Below are 16,067 nucleotides of genomic sequence, written 5' to 3'. Positions count from 1 at the left end.
ACCATAGTGGACACCAAGGAAGGCAGGGGAGAGCCTTTCGGGGAGGATTAGGTGGCCAGGGCCGCAAATCAGATCGAAATGCCGGTTGGCGTTGTTGTGCGCAAAACACCGGGTGTGACCCGTTGGGCGCGGTGGAACTGGCGTGCTGTGGCGGCTTTGCCCGGAGCAGGACCTGCAGATTGGAAGGAATTGCGCCGCGAGGGGGAAGCCGTGGAGTACCACGCCGCCACCCTTCCGCTGACGCTCTGGGCAGACGAAACCGAAGCCTACATGGTGAACCTGTCTGACATTCAACCGTCGGTCTATCTGGTCTTGCGGGACGAGCTTGACGGAGATCATCCGTTGAATGCGGTTCTGATCACGGCATCTCCTTTTGAAGGTCAGGACTATGCAGATACCGGAGAAGAGATCGTCGAAAAAATCCCCATGAGCGAAGGTCTGATTGCGTGGGTGCGCGACTTTACGCTGCAACATCACCGGGATGAGGTGTTCGTCAAACGCCGGCGCGACAAGAAACGGACCGATCTGGTGGAAGATGGAAAAGGGGATGCGCGCATTCGGCAGGCCTCGGACGTGTATCGCGCGCCGCGGAGGATCGTGCAATGACGGAAGTGCGCGATTTCTGGTCCCGCCGCAAGGCTGCCGTTCAGGCTGAAGCCGAGGCTGAACGCACCTCCTCCGAAGCGCAGAAAGTGGCAGAACAGCAGGCAGAGCTGGAAGAGAAGTCAGATGCGGAGATTCTTGCCGCATTCGATCTGCCGGACCCGGATGATCTGAAATCCGGTGACGACATTTCAGGGTTCATGGCCCAGGCCGTCCCCGACCGCCTCCGCCGACGTGCATTGCGACGCCTGTGGCGATTGAACCCGGTTCTGGCCAATGTGGACGGGCTGGTCGACTACGGTGAGGACTATACGGACGCCGCATGTGTCATCGAGAACATTCAGACGGCCTATCAGGTCGGCAAAGGTATGCTGGCTCATGTCGAGGCGTTGGCCGCCGAATGTGATGAAGAAGAACGTCCACCCGAAGGCGAGGACGAGGTGATCACCGACATCCGGGACGAACCCGCATTCGTTGAGGACACGCGACCGGAACCTGTACAGGTCGCAGAAAGCGATACGCCTGACGATACCGAACTAGCCCCTGCCCCGCGCCGTATGACGTTTGAATTCGAAGGATAACCCAATGACCGCAAGCAACGCGCAAAACCTGGATGTCTCGGCCGAAGACCGACTGCGCGCGGATTTCTACAACTTTCTTGGTTTGCTGTTGGCGGGCCCGCCGGATCAGTTGCTGCTGGATCAGATGGCCGGATTGGGTGGCGACGACACTGAACTGGGCAAGGCCATTCAGGCCATGGCAAGGGTTGCCAAAGTCACCAAACCCGCAGCGGCGGAACGGGAGTTCAATGCGCTGTTCATAGGGCTGGGTCGGGGCGAGTTGCTGCCTTATGCCAGCTTCTACCTGACGGGTTTTCTGAACGAGAAACCACTGGCCCATTTGCGCAACGACATGGCAGCGCGTGGGATTACGCGGGCGCAAAATGTGTTTGAACCCGAGGACAACATCGCGTCGCTGATGGAGATGATGGCGGGCATGATCGTCGGGCGCTTTGGCGCGCCCGCCACGCTGGAGGACCAGAAGGTGTTCTGGAACAAGCACATCGGCCCATGGGCCATGCATTTCTATTCGGATCTCGAAGCCGCCGAAGCTTCGGTTCTCTATGCCTCGGTCGGGACAGCTGGCCGGGTTTTCATGGAGATCGAGCGGGAGGCTTTCCGGATGACGGCAGCGTAACTTGCTGCCATTCGCCAGCGCCCCAAACGGCGCTAATTCGCAATTGGGAAGGAGGAGCCCATGAGCAAGACCAAGGAAGACGGCGCCACACGCCGCGATTTCCTGAAACTGGCTGGCACCGCAGCACCCGCTGCCGTTGCCGCCGCCAGCCTGACCGGGAAAGCCGAGGCAGCCGAGCTGCCGACGGACGAGACCCGGATTCAGGACACAGCGCATACACGCGCTTACTTGAAAAGCGCGCGCTTCTGAGCCGCGACGACAGCGCCCGGGTCTGATCCGGACGACGTCACACCCGACTGACGGTTGCGATTGGCCCTGACGTCGGCTTTAGCAGTACCAAGCCAGCCATGGCTCACATGGCCAGCAAGGGAGGAAAACAATGCTTAGGAAAAAGACCAACGGGGTTGCGAGACGCCCCCAGCGGACAAGTATCCTGTCCCAGGTCGGCGAAAAAACCGTCGATCGCCGCGCATTCCTGCGTGGCTCGGGCCTGACGATCGGCGGCCTTGCCGCGATCAGCGCCACGGGTGGAACCGTGACGCCAGCCAGCGCCCAGACAGCGGCAAACCAGGCCGTTGAGAATATCAAATCCGTATGCACCCACTGTTCGGTCGGCTGTACAGTCGTCGCCGAAGTGCAGAACGGTGTCTGGATCGGGCAAGAACCCGGTTGGGACAGCCCGTTCAACCTGGGTGCGCACTGCGCCAAGGGGGCCTCGGTCCGCGAGCATGCCCATGGCGAGCGTCGCCTCAAGTATCCAATGAAAAAGGAAGGTGGCGAGTGGAAGCGCATCAGCTGGGAAGAAGCGATCAACGAGATCGGCGACGGCATGATGAGCATCCGCGAGGAATCCGGGCCGGACAGCGTGTACTGGCTGGGGTCCGCGAAGCATAACAACGAACAGGCCTATCTGTTCCGCAAGTTCGCCGCCTACTGGGGCACGAACAACGTGGACCATCAGGCCCGTATCTGCCACTCAACCACTGTTGCGGGTGTTGCGAATACATGGGGCTACGGCGCCATGACCAACTCCTATAACGACATCCATAATTCCCGGGCCATCTTCATCATCGGCGGCAACCCGGCCGAGGCGCACCCCGTCTCGCTGCTGCACGTTCTGCGCGCGAAAGAGCAGAACAACGCGCCGCTGATCGTCTGCGACCCGCGCTTTACGCGCACCGCGGCGCATGCAGATGAATATGTCCGCTTCCGCCCCGGCACAGACGTTGCGCTGATCTGGGGTATCCTGTGGCACATATTCGACAACGGCTGGGAAGACAAAGAGTTCATCCGCACCCGTGTCTGGGGCATGGACCAGATCCGTGAAGAGGTTGCCAAGTGGAACCCGGATGAGGTCGAGCGCGTCACCGGTACTCCGGGCTCGCAGTTGAAGCGCGTTGCGCGGACCATGGCCAACAACCGTCCCGGCACCGTGATCTGGTGCATGGGCGGTACGCAGCACACCAACGGCAACAACAACACACGCGCATACTGCGTGTTGCAGCTTGCCTTGGGTAACATGGGCGCCTCGGGTGGTGGGACCAACATCTTCCGCGGCCATGACAACGTGCAGGGCGCGACGGACCTGGGTGTTCTATCACACACCCTGCCCGGCTACTATGGCCTGTCGGCCGGCGCCTGGGGCCATTGGGCCCGCGTCTGGGGTGAAGAACCGGAATGGCTGGCTGGCCAGTTCGCCACGATCAAGGACAAGGAAGGCAAGGACAAACCACTTCAGAACGAACGTGGCATCCCTGTTTCCCGATGGATCGACGGTGTTCTGGAGGACCCGGCGAACATGGATCAGGACAACAACGTCCGTGCCATGGTTCTGTGGGGTCACGCTCCGAACTCGCAAACGCGAGGCCCGGAGATGAAAACGGCGATGGAGAAGTTGGACATGCTGGTCGTGATCGACCCGTATCCCACCGTCTCGGCCGTTCTGCATGACCGCACCGATGGGGTCTACCTGTTGCCCGCCTGCACGCAGTTCGAAACCCGTGGCTCGGTCACGGCGTCGAACCGTTCGCTGCAGTGGCGCGACAAGGTGGTTGATCCGCTGTTCGAAAGCCTGCCGGACGAGGTCATCATGGCCAAGTTCGCCAACAAGTTCGGCTGGGCGGATCGGTTCTTCCGCAATATCGAGATGGAAGACCCGGAAACGCCGAATGTTGAAAGCATCACCCGTGAGTTCAACTCGGGCCTCTGGACCATCGGCTACACCGGTCAGTCGCCGGAACGTCTGAAAAGCCATATGGCCAACCAGCACACGTTCGACAGAACCACGCTGCAAGCCATTGGCGGACCCAACGACGGCGAGTACTATGGCCTGCCCTGGCCCTGCTGGGGAACACCGGAAATGGGTCATACGGGGACACCGAACCTGTATGATATGTCCAAACCGGTGGCCGAAGGCGGCCTGACCTTCCGCGCCCGTTTTGGCGTAGAACGCGACGGCGATAACCTGCTGGCCGAAGGTGTCTATAGCGTTGGATCGGAAATCCAGGACGGTTATCCCGAGTTCACGATGCAGATGCTGATGGACCTTGGCTGGGACGGTGACCTCACCGCTGAGGAACGCGCGGCTATCGACGCCGTTGCGGGACCAGAGACCAACTGGAAGACCGACCTGTCCGGCGGTATCCAGCGGGTCGCGATCGCTCATGGCTGTGCGCCCTTCGGGAACGCAAAAGCCCGCGCGGTCGTCTGGACCTTCCCGGATCCGATCCCACTGCATCGCGAGCCGCTCTATACCAACCGGCGCGATCTGGTGGAGGACTATCCGACCTACGAGGACCGGCATGCCTATCGCCTGCCCACCCTTTATGCTTCGATCCAAAAGAACGACTTTTCAAAGGATTACCCGATAATCCTGACGTCAGGTCGTTTAGTCGAATATGAAGGTGGCGGTGATGAGACGCGGTCGAATCCGTGGCTGGCTGAACTGCAGCAGGACATGTTCGTCGAGATCAATCCGCGCGATGCCAACAACCTTGGTATTCGTGACGGGTCGCAGGTCTGGGTCGAAGGTCCCGAAGGCGGCAAGGTCAAGGTAATGGCGATGCTGACCAACAGGGTCGGTGCCGGCGTGGCCTTCATGCCGTTCCACTTCGGCGGCCATTTCCAGGGCGAAGACCTCAGGGCGAAATACCCTGCTGGTGCCGATCCCTATGTCTTGGGTGAAAGTTCCAACACCGCCCAGACCTATGGCTATGATTCAGTGACCCAGATGCAGGAGACCAAGTGTACTCTCTGCAAGATCTGGGCAGCGTAAGGAGGACGATAATGGCTAGAGCAAAGTTTCTCTGCGACGCTGAACGCTGCATCGAGTGCAACGCCTGCGTGACCGCGTGCAAGAACGAACACGAGGTGCCGTGGGGCATCAACCGCCGCAGGGTGGTGACGATCAATGACGGTAATCCGGGCGAACGCTCGATCTCGGTTGCCTGCATGCATTGTTCGGATGCACCTTGCATGGCGGTGTGCCCGGTCGACTGCTTCTATCAGAACGAGGAAGGCGTCGTCCTGCACTCCAAGGACCTGTGCATCGGCTGCGGCTATTGCTTCTACGCGTGCCCATTCGGCGCGCCGCAATACCCGCAGGCCGGTAACTTCGGATCGCGCGGCAAGATGGACAAATGTACCTTCTGCGCCGGCGGCCCCGAGGAAACGCACTCGACCGCAGAGTTCGCCAAATACGGTCGCAATCGGATCGCCGAGGGCAAACTGCCCATCTGCGCCGAAATGTGTTCCACCAAGGCCCTGCTTGCCGGTGACGGCGATGTGGTCTCGGCCATCTACCGCGAGCGCGTCGTCGCCCGTGGCTTTGGCTCGGGCGCCTGGGGTTGGGGCACGGCCTACGACCAGAAAGACGGATAAAACCGTTTTCTTGAACCAAACAGACGACCCGCTGTGCCGGGTCGTCTGATTAGGGATTTTGACCGAGGTTCAGATGTTCCGCTTGCTCACCGTATTGCTGCTGACATTCTCGATGGCCCAGATCGCTGTCGCCCAATCAAGTGAAACCGAAGCCCCTGCCCCTGCCGACAGGTCAGCGACTGGCGGCGCGACGACGCTTGAAGACATCCTGGCGCGTCAGCGCGGTGAAAAGGTGGATAACAGCTATCGCTCGGACAATACCGGCCAAGGCAACGCCGAAGGCTTGCTTGGCCAGTTGGGAACGCGCGGCGTCGCCTCGGACAGCGATGTCTATCGCGCCCTTCGCTATGGCTCGGCAGACGTGACGGTGTCGTCCAAAGGGCCTGCAGCCGGAGTACTGATCCAGGACGGCGGTATGTGGTGGCTGAACTTTCGAACCGGACCGCTGCGCGAATACGGAACCTATATCGTGGGCGGAATGCTGGCGGTCATCGTATTGTTTTTCCTGATCCGCGGGAAAATCCGCATCGACGGTGAAAGGACCGGCCGCACGGTGACCCGCTTCAACGGATTTGAAAGGTTTGGCCATTGGCTGTTTGCCGGGTCGTTCCTGATCCTTGGCGTTACGGGTCTGCTGACTCTATATGGCCGCGACTTCCTGATCCCGCTTGTCGGCAAGGAAGGGTTTGCAACGATTGCTCAGGGGTGCAAATGGCTGCACAACAACCTCGCTTGGGCTTTCATGCTGGGCCTGATCATCGTCACGGTGAACTGGATCGCCCACAATATCCCCAACCGGACCGACCTGAAATGGCTAGCTGCCGGAGGAGGTCTGTTTTCCAAAGGCAGTCACCCGCCCGCCTGGAAGTTCAACGCGGGCCAAAAAATCATCTTCTGGGCCTGTATCCTGCTTGGCGTCTCAATTAGCTTGTCCGGTCTGTCGCTTCTGTTCCCCTTTGAACTGCCGATGTTCGCAAAGACCTTCTCGGTCGCCAACGCGACCGGGCTTCCGCAAATGCTGGGCCTGACCCTGCCCGAGCAGATGTCCCCGCAGGAAGAGATGCAGTATGCCCAAGTCTGGCACGTGATGGTCGCGTATGTGTTCATCGCCATCATCATCGCCCATATCTATCTGGGCTCGGTCGGCATGGAGGGCGCATTTGACGCCATGGGCACGGGAGAGGTCGAGGAACAATGGGCTCGCGAGCATCATTCGCTGTGGCTGGAAGACGTCCAGGAAAAAGAGGCTGGCAAGGCAGCGGCCTCGCCCGCGGAATAGATGCGCAAGCTGGTCATAGCACTGGCCCTGATCCCCTTCCCGGCCTTGGCCGAGTTTTTCACGCTCAAGGGTCACGGCGGGCCGATCATGGGGATCGCCGCTGCGCCGGACGGACGGATTGCGACTGCCAGTTTCGACAACTCGGTCGGGCTGTGGTCGGACCGCAAGCCGGAATGGCTTGAAGGGCACGAGGCCGCCGTCAATTCCGTCGCCTTCAACGGCCGAGCTGTCTACTCCGCCGGAGACGATTTCACGCTGCGTCGCTGGCCGGACGGAGAGATCGTTGGCCAACACAAAGGCAAGATCGTTGGGCTTGCCGCCTCGAAGACGCATGTGGCCACGGCCAGTTGGGACGGAACCATCGGGATTTGGCCAGAAGATGGTTCGGCCTCGCTGACACTTCAGGCGGGTAGCGGCGTGAATGCCGTCACCTTTTCGCCGGATGGGGCCACGTTATACTCGGCGGGCATGGACGGTACATTGCGCGTTTGGGACGTTGCCAGTGGACAGGAAACTGACCGGATGGTCGAACACGGGTTCGGTATTAACGAACTGGTTCTGAACTCCACTGACAACTGGATCGCCTATGGCGCCGTGGACGGTGTGACGCGCATCCTGGACCTGACAACCGACGAAGAACGCGACTTTACGCTCGACCGCCGTCCAATCCTTGCGCTGGCGCTTAGCCCCGATCGCAAACTTTTGGCGGTCGGCGACGGCGAAGGCTACATCATGGTGATCGACACGGTCGAATGGCGCATCGCGCAGGATTTCCGTGCAACCTTGCGCGGGCCGGTTTGGGCATTGGCCTTCTCGCCGGACGGTCAGAACATCCATGCCGGCGGCATTGACGAGGCGATGTACAGCTGGCCCGTCGCCGCCCTTGGGGATCAGGAACAAATGGCGGCAGCCGAACCCAGCTTCCTTAAAAACCCGGATGAGATGAGCAATGGCGAACGCCAGTTTGCCCGAAAATGCTCGATCTGCCACAGCTTGACCCCCGGCAGTGAACGACGGGCCGGACCGACTTTGCACGGCGTTTTTGGCCGGCAGGCAGGCACCCTGCCCGGATATTTCTACTCGGACACGCTGCAAGACTCTGATATCGTTTGGAATGAGGACACAATTAATGCCTTGTTCGATCAGGGTCCGGACCATTACATTCCGGGATCGAAGATGCCGATGCAGCGGATCGCCGGGTCACAGGACAGAGTGGATCTGATCGACTTTCTGCGCCACGCCACCGCACCGGAAAACTGAGCCGGAGGGAACCATGAAAGCCTTTCTTGCCGCCGTTGCGGCGATGGTCGTTATCACTGTCAGCGCGCCTTATGCTCTGAAACAGGCCGGGTTCAGTGCTGCGGATGCAGGGTCTGGTTCCGCGGTGCGCCTCGACTGAATGTCCCACTATCTGACCACAAAAGAACTGGCCGAGCTGCTGCGCATTGGTGAGCGGAAGGCCTATGATCTGGCCTCCTCGGGCGAAGTGCCTTGCGTGCGCGCGATGGGCAAGCTGCTGTTCCCCCGAGCCGAGGTCATCGCCTGGCTGAATGCGTCGCGGTCCGGGCCGCAGGTCGCGGAACCGCCCCTTCCGCCGATTGTCGCAGGAAGTCACGATCCCCTACTGGACTGGGCCTTGCGGGAAAGCGGATCGGGTCTGGCAACATATTACGACGGGTCTTTCGACGGCCTGAACCGCCTGAAAGATCGCAGCGCGCAGGCTGCCGTGTTGCATATCCACGAAGAAAACGGGTTCAACACCCAGGCGATGCGCAACACCTTCGGCGAAGCACCGGTTGTCCTTATCGAGATTGCGCAAAGACAGCGCGGTCTGTTGCTGGCCCCAGGCGTGTCGGGCATCAGGGAATTTGGGGACCTGAAAGCGCGGCGGGTCATACTCCGTCAGGATAGTGCGGCAAGCCAACATCTGTTCGACGGTCAACTGTCCGCCTGCGGCCTCACTCGGGATGATCTGGACGCGCTGCCATCCTGCGCCCGAACCGAGGAAGAACTGGCTGTGGCCCTGCACGATGCCAAAGCCGAGGTCGGATTCGGATTGGGGGCCTTGGCCGGACTGTATAATCTTGGTTTTGTCCCGACGCATACCGAGAGGCTGGACCTTGCAATCTGGCGACGCGCTTATTTTGACGCTCCCCTGCAAAAGCTGCTGGGGTTCCTGCGATCAGAACGATTTTCCACCCGAGCAGCAGAATTCGGCGGGTACGATCTGTCCCGTATGGGGACTGTCCATCATAACGGTGCCAGCGGCTGAGCGCCTGCTTTCATTTGGCGTTTGGGAAGAACAGCTGTTGTCCGTCCAACTGGTAGGACTCGATGGCGGCCTGTCCGTCCGGCCCTGTCAGCCAATCGATAAAACGCTGCCCCGCAGCGGCCCTGACACCCGGGTACTTTTCCGGGTTAACTAGAATAATGCCGTATTGGTTGAAAAGGCGCGGATCACCTTCGACAAGAATTTCAAGATCGCCCTTGTTTCCGAATGACTGCCAGGTGGCCCGATCCGTCAGCGCATAGGCCTGCAACCCGCTTGCCACATTAAGCGTGGCGCCCATTCCCGATCCCGTTTCACTGTACCACCTCCCCGACGCTTTGGTCGGATCAATCCCTGCACTGGCCCAATGACGCATTTCGGCCTTGTGGGTTCCGCTGTCATCCCCGCGTGAGGCGAAAGGGGCCTCGGACTCGGCCACCGCAGACAGGGCGGCCAGAACATCGGAGCCGCCGCGAATACCGGCCAGATCCGACTTGGGGCCTACAAGCACAAAGTCATTGTACATGACGTCAAAGCGTTCGACGCCCCAGCCGTCAGCAACGAATTGCTCTTCGGCGGGCTTTGAGTGCACCAGAAGGACATCGCCGTCCCCATTGATCGCATTCCTGATCGCCTGCCCTGTGCCGACCGCGACGACCCGAACATCAATTCCGGTTTCCGCTTCAAAACCCGGCAGGATGTAATCCAACAGGCCCGAGTTCTGCGTCGATGTGGTCGATTGAACGATGATAAACGGCGCTTCCGCCTGCGCGGGGGCAAGCTGCAGGCCAAACGCTACAACCGCTGCCCGAATGAAGTTTCGGATCATTCAGTTCTCCGTCGAGTTTTCAAGTGACCAGTCCGCCATCAAGGTAGCGTCGCGAGGCTTCGCTTGTCGGCGCCTCAAGTACCTGATTGGCGGCGCCATGTTCAACCACATGACCAGCCTGCATCATGACCACATCTGCCGCCAATCGCCGGGCCTGACCGATGTCGTGCGTCACCATCACGATGCGGACGCCCCGCATGGAAGCCCGCAAGATCATCTGTTCGATTTTCTGCGTCGCGCCTGGGTCAAGTGCGCTGGTCGGTTCGTCCAGAAACAATGTATCGGGCAATGTCGCCAGTGCACGAAGGATGGCCAATCGCTGCGCCTCACCTCCGGAAAGGGATCGTGCCGCTTGACGCGCCTTGGCTTCCAGCCCGCCCTCGGTCAGCAGCTCTGCAATTCGGTCCCTGCGCTGAGCGTGGTTCAGCCCCTGTCGTTTCAGCACAAAGCCCAAATTGCCCGCAACAGAGCGGCGCAACAGAACCGGCCGCTGAAAAACCATCGCCTGACGCGCCTTGTGTTCGGCATTCAGCGGCACGCTGTCCTGAAACACTCGACCACCGTCCGGCGCGATCAACCCATGCAGGCACCTGAGAAGAAGGCTTTTGCCCGCCCCGTTTGGCCCAAGGATCAACGTCGGGCCAGGCCCGTCCAAAGTTAGTTCCCGCACGTTCAGCAGATCTTTGCCATCGCGCGCGATCCTGAGATCCTTCACCTGCAGTTTTCTATACATTTCACCGGCCAGATCACGCATGGCGTAATCCTTCCCGCTCGGCCCTGAGGCTCAGCGCGCTGACCATGGCATTTACCGCTACCGCAATTCCGATCAGGATCGCCCCAAGGGCCAGCGCAAGCGCCAGATTGCCCTTGGATGTCTCAAGCGCGATGGTGGTCGTCATGACCCGCGTCACGTGATTGATATTGCCGCCGACGATGATCACTGCGCCAACCTCGGCAATGGCCCGCCCGAAGCCCGCAAGCAACGCCGTGACAAGTGCCAGCCGGGCATCCCACAACAAGACCGGAACCGAGGCCAGTCGCGACACGCCAAGCGAGCGCAACTGCTCCGAATACTCTTCGGCCAGCATCTCGACCACCTGTCGTGTCAATGCTGCGACGATGGGCGTGACCAGAACCACCTGCGCGATGATCATCGCGGTTGGTGTGTAAAGCAGCTGCAAGACGCCCAATGGCCCTGACCGTGACAACATCAGATAGACAAGCAACCCGACCACCACGGGCGGCAAACCCATCAGGGCGTTCATCAGAACAATCAGCACTCGGCGTCCCGGAAACCGAGCCACGGCAAGAGCAGCACCCAAGGGCATGCCGATGGCGGCTGAAATCAACACGGCAAAGATCGAAACGCGCAGGGATAGCAGGACGATCGCCCAAAGCTCTGTATCCCCGTTCAGGATCAGAGCCATCGCCTTGCTGAATTCTGATGCAAAATCCTGCATTTCATCCCTCTTGATCGCCAACTCGTACAAATTGCATCAATTCACAACGAAATACTAATCGGAAATGATTGTAAGTACAGACACTTTTGCGGCACCCCAAACCAAAAACGCGGCTCGTTTCCGAGCCGCGTTTCTTTGTTTCGGGTAATCCGGTTGTCAGTTCAATGCTGCATCCGTGATCTTATGAGTCCATGCCCCTTCCGGTTCCTTCGTGATGGCGGGGTTTTCCGCGGACACGGCCGACAGAAGCGTCTTCACGGTCTGCTCATAATCGCTGGGGTCCAGCGCGCCGTCCGATCCTTCGATCAGCTTTGCGATTTCACCCATCATATAGACCTGATGATCCAGTTCCTGTGCGCCGGTTTCGTCAAACTCCAGCACGATCTCGGCCGCTTCTTCCTGGTTCTCGGCAGCGTATTTCCACCCTTTCATCGAGGCCCGAACAAAGCGCTCCATCTTGTCGACAAAGGCCGGGTCTTCCAGGTTTTCTTCCATGACGTACAGACCATCTTCGAGCATACCAAAGCCCATCTGCAGGTAGTTGAAGGTCACCAGTTCTTCCGGGGTGATACCGGCCTGCAGAATCTGGCGGTACTCGTTGTAAGTCATGGTCGAAATGCAATCAGCCTGCCCCTGAATCAGAGGATCTGCCGAAAACGCCTGCTTCAGAACCGTAACACCGTTTTCATCCGCACCATCCGTCTCGATTCCCAGAGATGCCATCCATGCATAGAACGGGTATTCGTTCCCGAAGAACCAGACACCCATCGTCCGCCCCGGGAAATCTTCCGGAGATTCAACGCCGGTGGACTTCAAACAGTTGACCTGCAATCCGCCGGTCTTGAAGGGCTGCGCGATGTTGACCAAGGGTACGCCCCGCTCACGCGCCGCAAGTCCGGCTGCCATCCATGTGGTGATGACGTCAGCCCCGCCCCCTGCGATGACCTGTTCCGGCGCGATATCAGGGCCGCCGGGCTTGATCGTGACATCCAGCCCTTCTTCGTCATAATAGCCTTTTGCTTCGGCCACGAAATAGCCCGCGAACTGCGCCTGACCGACCCATTTCAACTGTAGCGTTACCTCGTCCGCCGCCAGCGCCGTAGTGGCTGCCAGGCTGAAGGCTGTAACCGCCCCGCTGAGTAGCTTATTCATCTTCATTTCTCCTAGTTGCTATTGGTGCCCCGTTTTCGGGGTCTGTTGAATTCTTTCCTGCGTTATCCTCGTTGTGACGGATGCCAGAATGTCACCGCCTTTTCGATCATAGCCACCAGCCCGTAAAAAGCCGTTCCAGCCAGCGCGGCCACAACAATCTCGGCCCAGACCATATCCAGCGACAATTGTCCGACGCTGGTCGAAATTCGAAAGCCCATCCCGACTATGGGCGAACCAAAGAACTCGGCCACGATAGCGCCGATCAGGGCCAAGGTGGTAGAAATCTTTAGTCCGTTGAAAATGAACGGCATCGCCGCAGGAAGGCGGAGTTTCACAAAGCTCTGCCAATAGGTCGCCGCATAGGTCTCCATCAGGTCGCGCTGCATGGTTGTCGCTTCGCGCAGGCCAGCCACGGTGTTGACCAGCATGGGAAAGAACACCATCACAACAACGACGGCGGCCTTGGAATGCCAGTCGAACCCGTACCACATCACCAGAATGGGTGCGGTGCCCACGATCGGCAGCGCAGCAACGAAGTTACCAACCGGCAGCAGACCCAGGCGCAGGAAATCCCACCGGTCCACGGCAATCGCCATCAGAAATGCCGCGCCGCAACCAATCACATATCCGCTGAAGGCGCCCTTGATGATCGTCTGCACGAAATCGGCCCAGAGGATCGGCAAACTGTCAGCAAACCGCAGCGCGATAACCGACGGTGCGGGCAGAATGACCAGAGGAACATCCAGCCCACGCACCAGCATTTCCCAGATGCCAACAACCGTCAGCCCGAAAACCAGAGGGGCCAGAAACCTGACCATGCGCGTGTCGGCCCAGGGACCACTGGCCAGCCGGCTGTTCAGCCACCAGCCGAACACCCACAACAGTACTGCACCAAAAACCAGTATCATTGCGCCATCCCCATGCGTTTCAGTACCGCCCGTTCAATCAGACCCAACAGACCCACCAGGCAAGCCGCCAGAATGGCCGCCGCGAACAGGGCTGACCAGATCTGAACCGTCTGCCCGTAATAGCTGCCCGCCAGCAGCCGCGCGCCCAGACCGGCAACCGCACCTGTCGGCAGTTCTCCGACAATTGCGCCGACCAGCGACGCTGCGATGCCGATTTTGAGCGAAGCGAACAGGTAGGGCATCGATGCGGGCAGGCGCAGTTTCCAGAACCCCTGCGATGTGTTGGCATTGTAGGTCCGCAGCAGGTCAAGTTGCATGGCATCCGGGCTGCGCAAGCCTTTGACCATGCCGACAACAACCGGAAAAAAGCTCAGGTAGGCCGAGATGATCGCCTTGGGAATAATCCCCTGAACACCCACCGAATACAGAACGACGATGATCATCGGTGCCAACGCAATGATCGGGATCGTCTGGCTGACAATGGCCCATGGCATGACAGACAGGTCCATGACCCGACTATGGACAATCCCAACGGCCAGCAAAATGCCAAGCCCGGTACCAATGACAAAACCCAGCATCGTGGCGCTCAAGGTTACCCAACCATGATACACCAGCGACCGCTTGGAGGTGATATTCTTGCCTATCGTGGTCTCCCACAGCTCGATCGCGACCTGGTGCGGGGATGGCAGGCGCGGTTTTTTCTGCTCCCACGTGGCGGGGATCGCAAAGCTGTTGCTCAAAACCAGCCTGACCTCTCCCATGTCGCGGCGCGCACTGGCGGTCGGCGGCTGAACCTCGGCCCCGCCACGCTCAAGCTCGGACAGCACACCCTTGATGTTCATCGGAACACATGCGGCGTACCAAATGGCAACGATAGCAGCCACGACTGTCAACACGGCAACAATCTGCTTCATGCACGCCACTCCATCCGGATCACTGGCAGGGTTTCGGGCGGCACGGGCGGCTCCGTTCCGGCCTCGACAAACCCTTCCCGGCGATAAAACCTTTGCGCTGCCTTGTTCGGCTCATGTGTTGTCAGCCACAGAAAATCGCGATTTTCCTTGGCCTTGTCCAACAACCGCTTACCAATCCCCATGCCGGTTCGCAGGCAGTACAACGCGCCGACCTTGCACGCCACGGGATCAACGGACATGTAGCAGTCTACCGGGTCGCCCACGACCCAGATTTCGCGTTCCGGAAAGGCCTCATTGATCAATCCGGCAAGCTTTTCCACGGGCAGTTCTTCAGGCATCCAACTTGTTGTCTTCATCCAAGTCGAGATAACTTGTGCGCAGGCCGGGACATCGTCCGGCTCTGCCCGTCTGATAGATTCACCCGGCATCAGACGTCATCCCCGTGACCGGCACGCAACCCCTCGCGCACGCGGTGGGCCACCTCAATGAATTCCGGAGAATCCCGGATGTCCAAAGGCCGTTCCTTGGGCAGCGGGCTGTCGATCACATCCGTGATCCGTCCCGGACGCGGGCTCATCACTACGATCTTGGTGCTCAGATACACCGCCTCGGGGATCGAGTGGGTCACAAACCCGATTGTCTTTTCCGTCCGCGCCCACAGCGCAAGAAGCTGTTCATTCAGGTGGTCGCGCACGATTTCGTCCAAAGCGCCGAAAGGTTCGTCCATCAGCAGGATATCGGCATCAAAAGCCAGCGCCCTGGCAATACTGGCACGTTGCTGCATCCCACCGGATAGCTGCCAAGGAAACTTGCCACCAAACCCTTCAAGATCAACAAGTTCCAGAACGTTCTTCACACGCTCATCCTGCTCGGCCGCCGAGTACCCCATGATCTCAAGCGGCAGCTTGATGTTCTTGGCGATGGTCCGCCAGGGATACAGCCCCGCCGCCTGAAACACATAGCCATAGGCCCGGTTCCGCCGCGCTTCATCCGGGGTCATGCCGTTCACCGTCAGGGTTCCCCCGGTCGGGGTTTCCAGTGCCGCGATACAGCGCAGGAAAGTGGTCTTGCCACAGCCCGAGGGGCCGATGAAACTGACAAAATCGCCCTTGTCGATCGACAGGTTTACATCTTTCAATGCGTGGATCGGCCCGTCATTGGTCTGGAAGGTGAGGTCCAGTTGTTTTGCCTGAATGACGGGCTGTTCATTACTTGTCATTTTTGTCCTTTCACCGACAAACGCTCAAAACCGTCGCGTAGGTCTGGTCAGGGTTTGCAAGGACAAACCCCTCGTGTCCATCACTGTAGAAATCCCATGTAAAGTCATAGGTTTCTTCATAGCCGATGCATTTCGCCGTCAGTGTCGATATCTGTCCATCTTGATTTCCAACAACCAAGACATCGCAGGCGGTTTCGTAAAACAGCAACCGCCCTTCTTTCAACAAGGCCATGTCAGTTGCCTCGGCGGTGCTGCGTTCAAAGTGAACGTCGCATCCCGAGTTGTTGCCATATACCGGAAATCCCGACTGCGCATACGCGACAGTTCCGCTACATAGCAACGAAGCCATTGAACAAAG

The 16,067-nt window shown here is 59.4% G+C and carries 19 protein-coding genes; 10 read left to right on the top strand and 9 right to left on the bottom strand.

The window, feature by feature from the left end; translation table 11 throughout:
- Positions 1-51 precede the first annotated feature (51 nt).
- From ACR0J2_RS01070 to ACR0J2_RS01025, 10 genes are all read left to right on the top strand, one after another.
- Positions 52-606: a DUF3305 domain-containing protein gene (locus tag ACR0J2_RS01070; protein WP_170676703.1), complete on the top strand. Its 555-nt coding sequence runs from the start codon at positions 52-54 to the stop codon at positions 604-606.
- Positions 603-1,184: a DUF3306 domain-containing protein gene (locus tag ACR0J2_RS01065; RefSeq protein ID WP_480811433.1), complete on the top strand. Its 582-nt coding sequence runs from the start codon at positions 603-605 to the stop codon at positions 1,182-1,184. The genes ACR0J2_RS01070 and ACR0J2_RS01065 overlap by 4 nt, the downstream gene beginning before the upstream one ends.
- Before the next feature lie 4 nt (positions 1,185-1,188).
- A complete protein-coding gene (locus ACR0J2_RS01060) occupies positions 1,189-1,800 on the top strand; it encodes a molecular chaperone TorD family protein (RefSeq protein ID WP_170676699.1) in 612 nt (203 codons plus the stop codon).
- Positions 1,801-1,860: 60 nt separating this feature from the next.
- Complete coding sequence (locus tag ACR0J2_RS01055) at positions 1,861-2,049, top strand: ubiquinol-cytochrome c reductase iron-sulfur subunit N-terminal domain-containing protein (protein ID WP_170676697.1); 189 nt, start codon at positions 1,861-1,863, stop codon at positions 2,047-2,049.
- Between the two features lie 130 nt (positions 2,050-2,179).
- Positions 2,180-5,074 carry a formate dehydrogenase subunit alpha gene (locus tag ACR0J2_RS01050; RefSeq protein WP_480811432.1) on the top strand — a complete coding sequence of 965 codons (2,895 nt, stop codon included), beginning with the start codon at positions 2,180-2,182 and terminating at the stop codon, positions 5,072-5,074.
- Positions 5,075-5,085: 11 nt separating this feature from the next.
- Positions 5,086-5,679, top strand: coding sequence for a formate dehydrogenase FDH3 subunit beta (gene fdh3B / locus ACR0J2_RS01045; RefSeq protein ID WP_037307340.1), 594 nt, complete (start codon positions 5,086-5,088; stop codon positions 5,677-5,679).
- A 73-nt stretch (positions 5,680-5,752) separates the two neighbouring features.
- Positions 5,753-6,958, top strand: coding sequence for a formate dehydrogenase subunit gamma (locus ACR0J2_RS01040; RefSeq protein ID WP_480811431.1), 1,206 nt, complete (start codon positions 5,753-5,755; stop codon positions 6,956-6,958).
- Positions 6,959-8,218 (top strand): c-type cytochrome, encoded by a 1,260-nt coding sequence (locus tag ACR0J2_RS01035; RefSeq protein ID WP_480811430.1) that lies wholly within the window; start codon positions 6,959-6,961, stop codon positions 8,216-8,218. It begins immediately after the preceding gene.
- 13 nt (positions 8,219-8,231) lie between these two features.
- Entirely contained in the window at positions 8,232-8,357 is a 126-nt protein-coding gene (locus ACR0J2_RS01030; protein WP_321253456.1) for a hypothetical protein, read from the top strand.
- Positions 8,358-9,230 (top strand): substrate-binding domain-containing protein, encoded by an 873-nt coding sequence (locus ACR0J2_RS01025; protein ID WP_480811429.1) that lies wholly within the window; start codon positions 8,358-8,360, stop codon positions 9,228-9,230.
- 10 nt (positions 9,231-9,240) lie between these two features.
- On the opposite strand, the gene ACR0J2_RS01020 is transcribed toward ACR0J2_RS01025, so the two are convergent.
- From ACR0J2_RS01020 to ACR0J2_RS00980, 9 genes are all read right to left on the bottom strand, one after another.
- Positions 9,241-10,056: an ABC transporter substrate-binding protein gene (locus ACR0J2_RS01020; protein WP_480811428.1), complete on the bottom strand. Its 816-nt coding sequence runs from the start codon at positions 10,054-10,056 to the stop codon at positions 9,241-9,243.
- 19 nt (positions 10,057-10,075) lie between these two features.
- Complete coding sequence (locus ACR0J2_RS01015) at positions 10,076-10,810, bottom strand: ATP-binding cassette domain-containing protein (RefSeq protein WP_170676685.1); 735 nt, start codon at positions 10,808-10,810, stop codon at positions 10,076-10,078.
- Positions 10,803-11,516, bottom strand: coding sequence for an ABC transporter permease (locus tag ACR0J2_RS01010; protein ID WP_170676683.1), 714 nt, complete (start codon positions 11,514-11,516; stop codon positions 10,803-10,805). The genes ACR0J2_RS01015 and ACR0J2_RS01010 overlap by 8 nt, the downstream gene beginning before the upstream one ends.
- A gap of 156 nt (positions 11,517-11,672) precedes the next feature.
- Positions 11,673-12,668, bottom strand: a complete 996-nt coding sequence (locus ACR0J2_RS01005) for an ABC transporter substrate-binding protein (RefSeq protein ID WP_321253466.1) — start codon at positions 12,666-12,668, stop codon at positions 11,673-11,675.
- Between the two features lie 62 nt (positions 12,669-12,730).
- Positions 12,731-13,576 carry an ABC transporter permease gene (locus ACR0J2_RS01000; RefSeq protein WP_170616172.1) on the bottom strand — a complete coding sequence of 282 codons (846 nt, stop codon included), beginning with the start codon at positions 13,574-13,576 and terminating at the stop codon, positions 12,731-12,733.
- Positions 13,573-14,490 (bottom strand): ABC transporter permease, encoded by a 918-nt coding sequence (locus ACR0J2_RS00995; protein ID WP_170676679.1) that lies wholly within the window; start codon positions 14,488-14,490, stop codon positions 13,573-13,575. Before ACR0J2_RS00995 ends, ACR0J2_RS01000 begins: the two co-directional genes overlap by 4 nt.
- A complete protein-coding gene (locus tag ACR0J2_RS00990) occupies positions 14,487-14,846 on the bottom strand; it encodes a GNAT family N-acetyltransferase (protein ID WP_480811427.1) in 360 nt (119 codons plus the stop codon). The genes ACR0J2_RS00995 and ACR0J2_RS00990 overlap by 4 nt, the downstream gene beginning before the upstream one ends.
- Positions 14,847-14,917: 71 nt before the next feature.
- Positions 14,918-15,709: an ABC transporter ATP-binding protein gene (locus tag ACR0J2_RS00985; RefSeq protein ID WP_170616166.1), complete on the bottom strand. Its 792-nt coding sequence runs from the start codon at positions 15,707-15,709 to the stop codon at positions 14,918-14,920.
- Between the two features lie 10 nt (positions 15,710-15,719).
- Positions 15,720-16,058 (bottom strand): hypothetical protein, encoded by a 339-nt coding sequence (locus ACR0J2_RS00980; protein WP_170616164.1) that lies wholly within the window; start codon positions 16,056-16,058, stop codon positions 15,720-15,722.
- Positions 16,059-16,067 lie beyond the last annotated feature (9 nt).

The sequence above is a fragment of the Ruegeria sp. CG4 genome, assembly GCF_056537185.1.
This window is presented reverse-complemented; position numbering and strand designations above follow the sequence as displayed.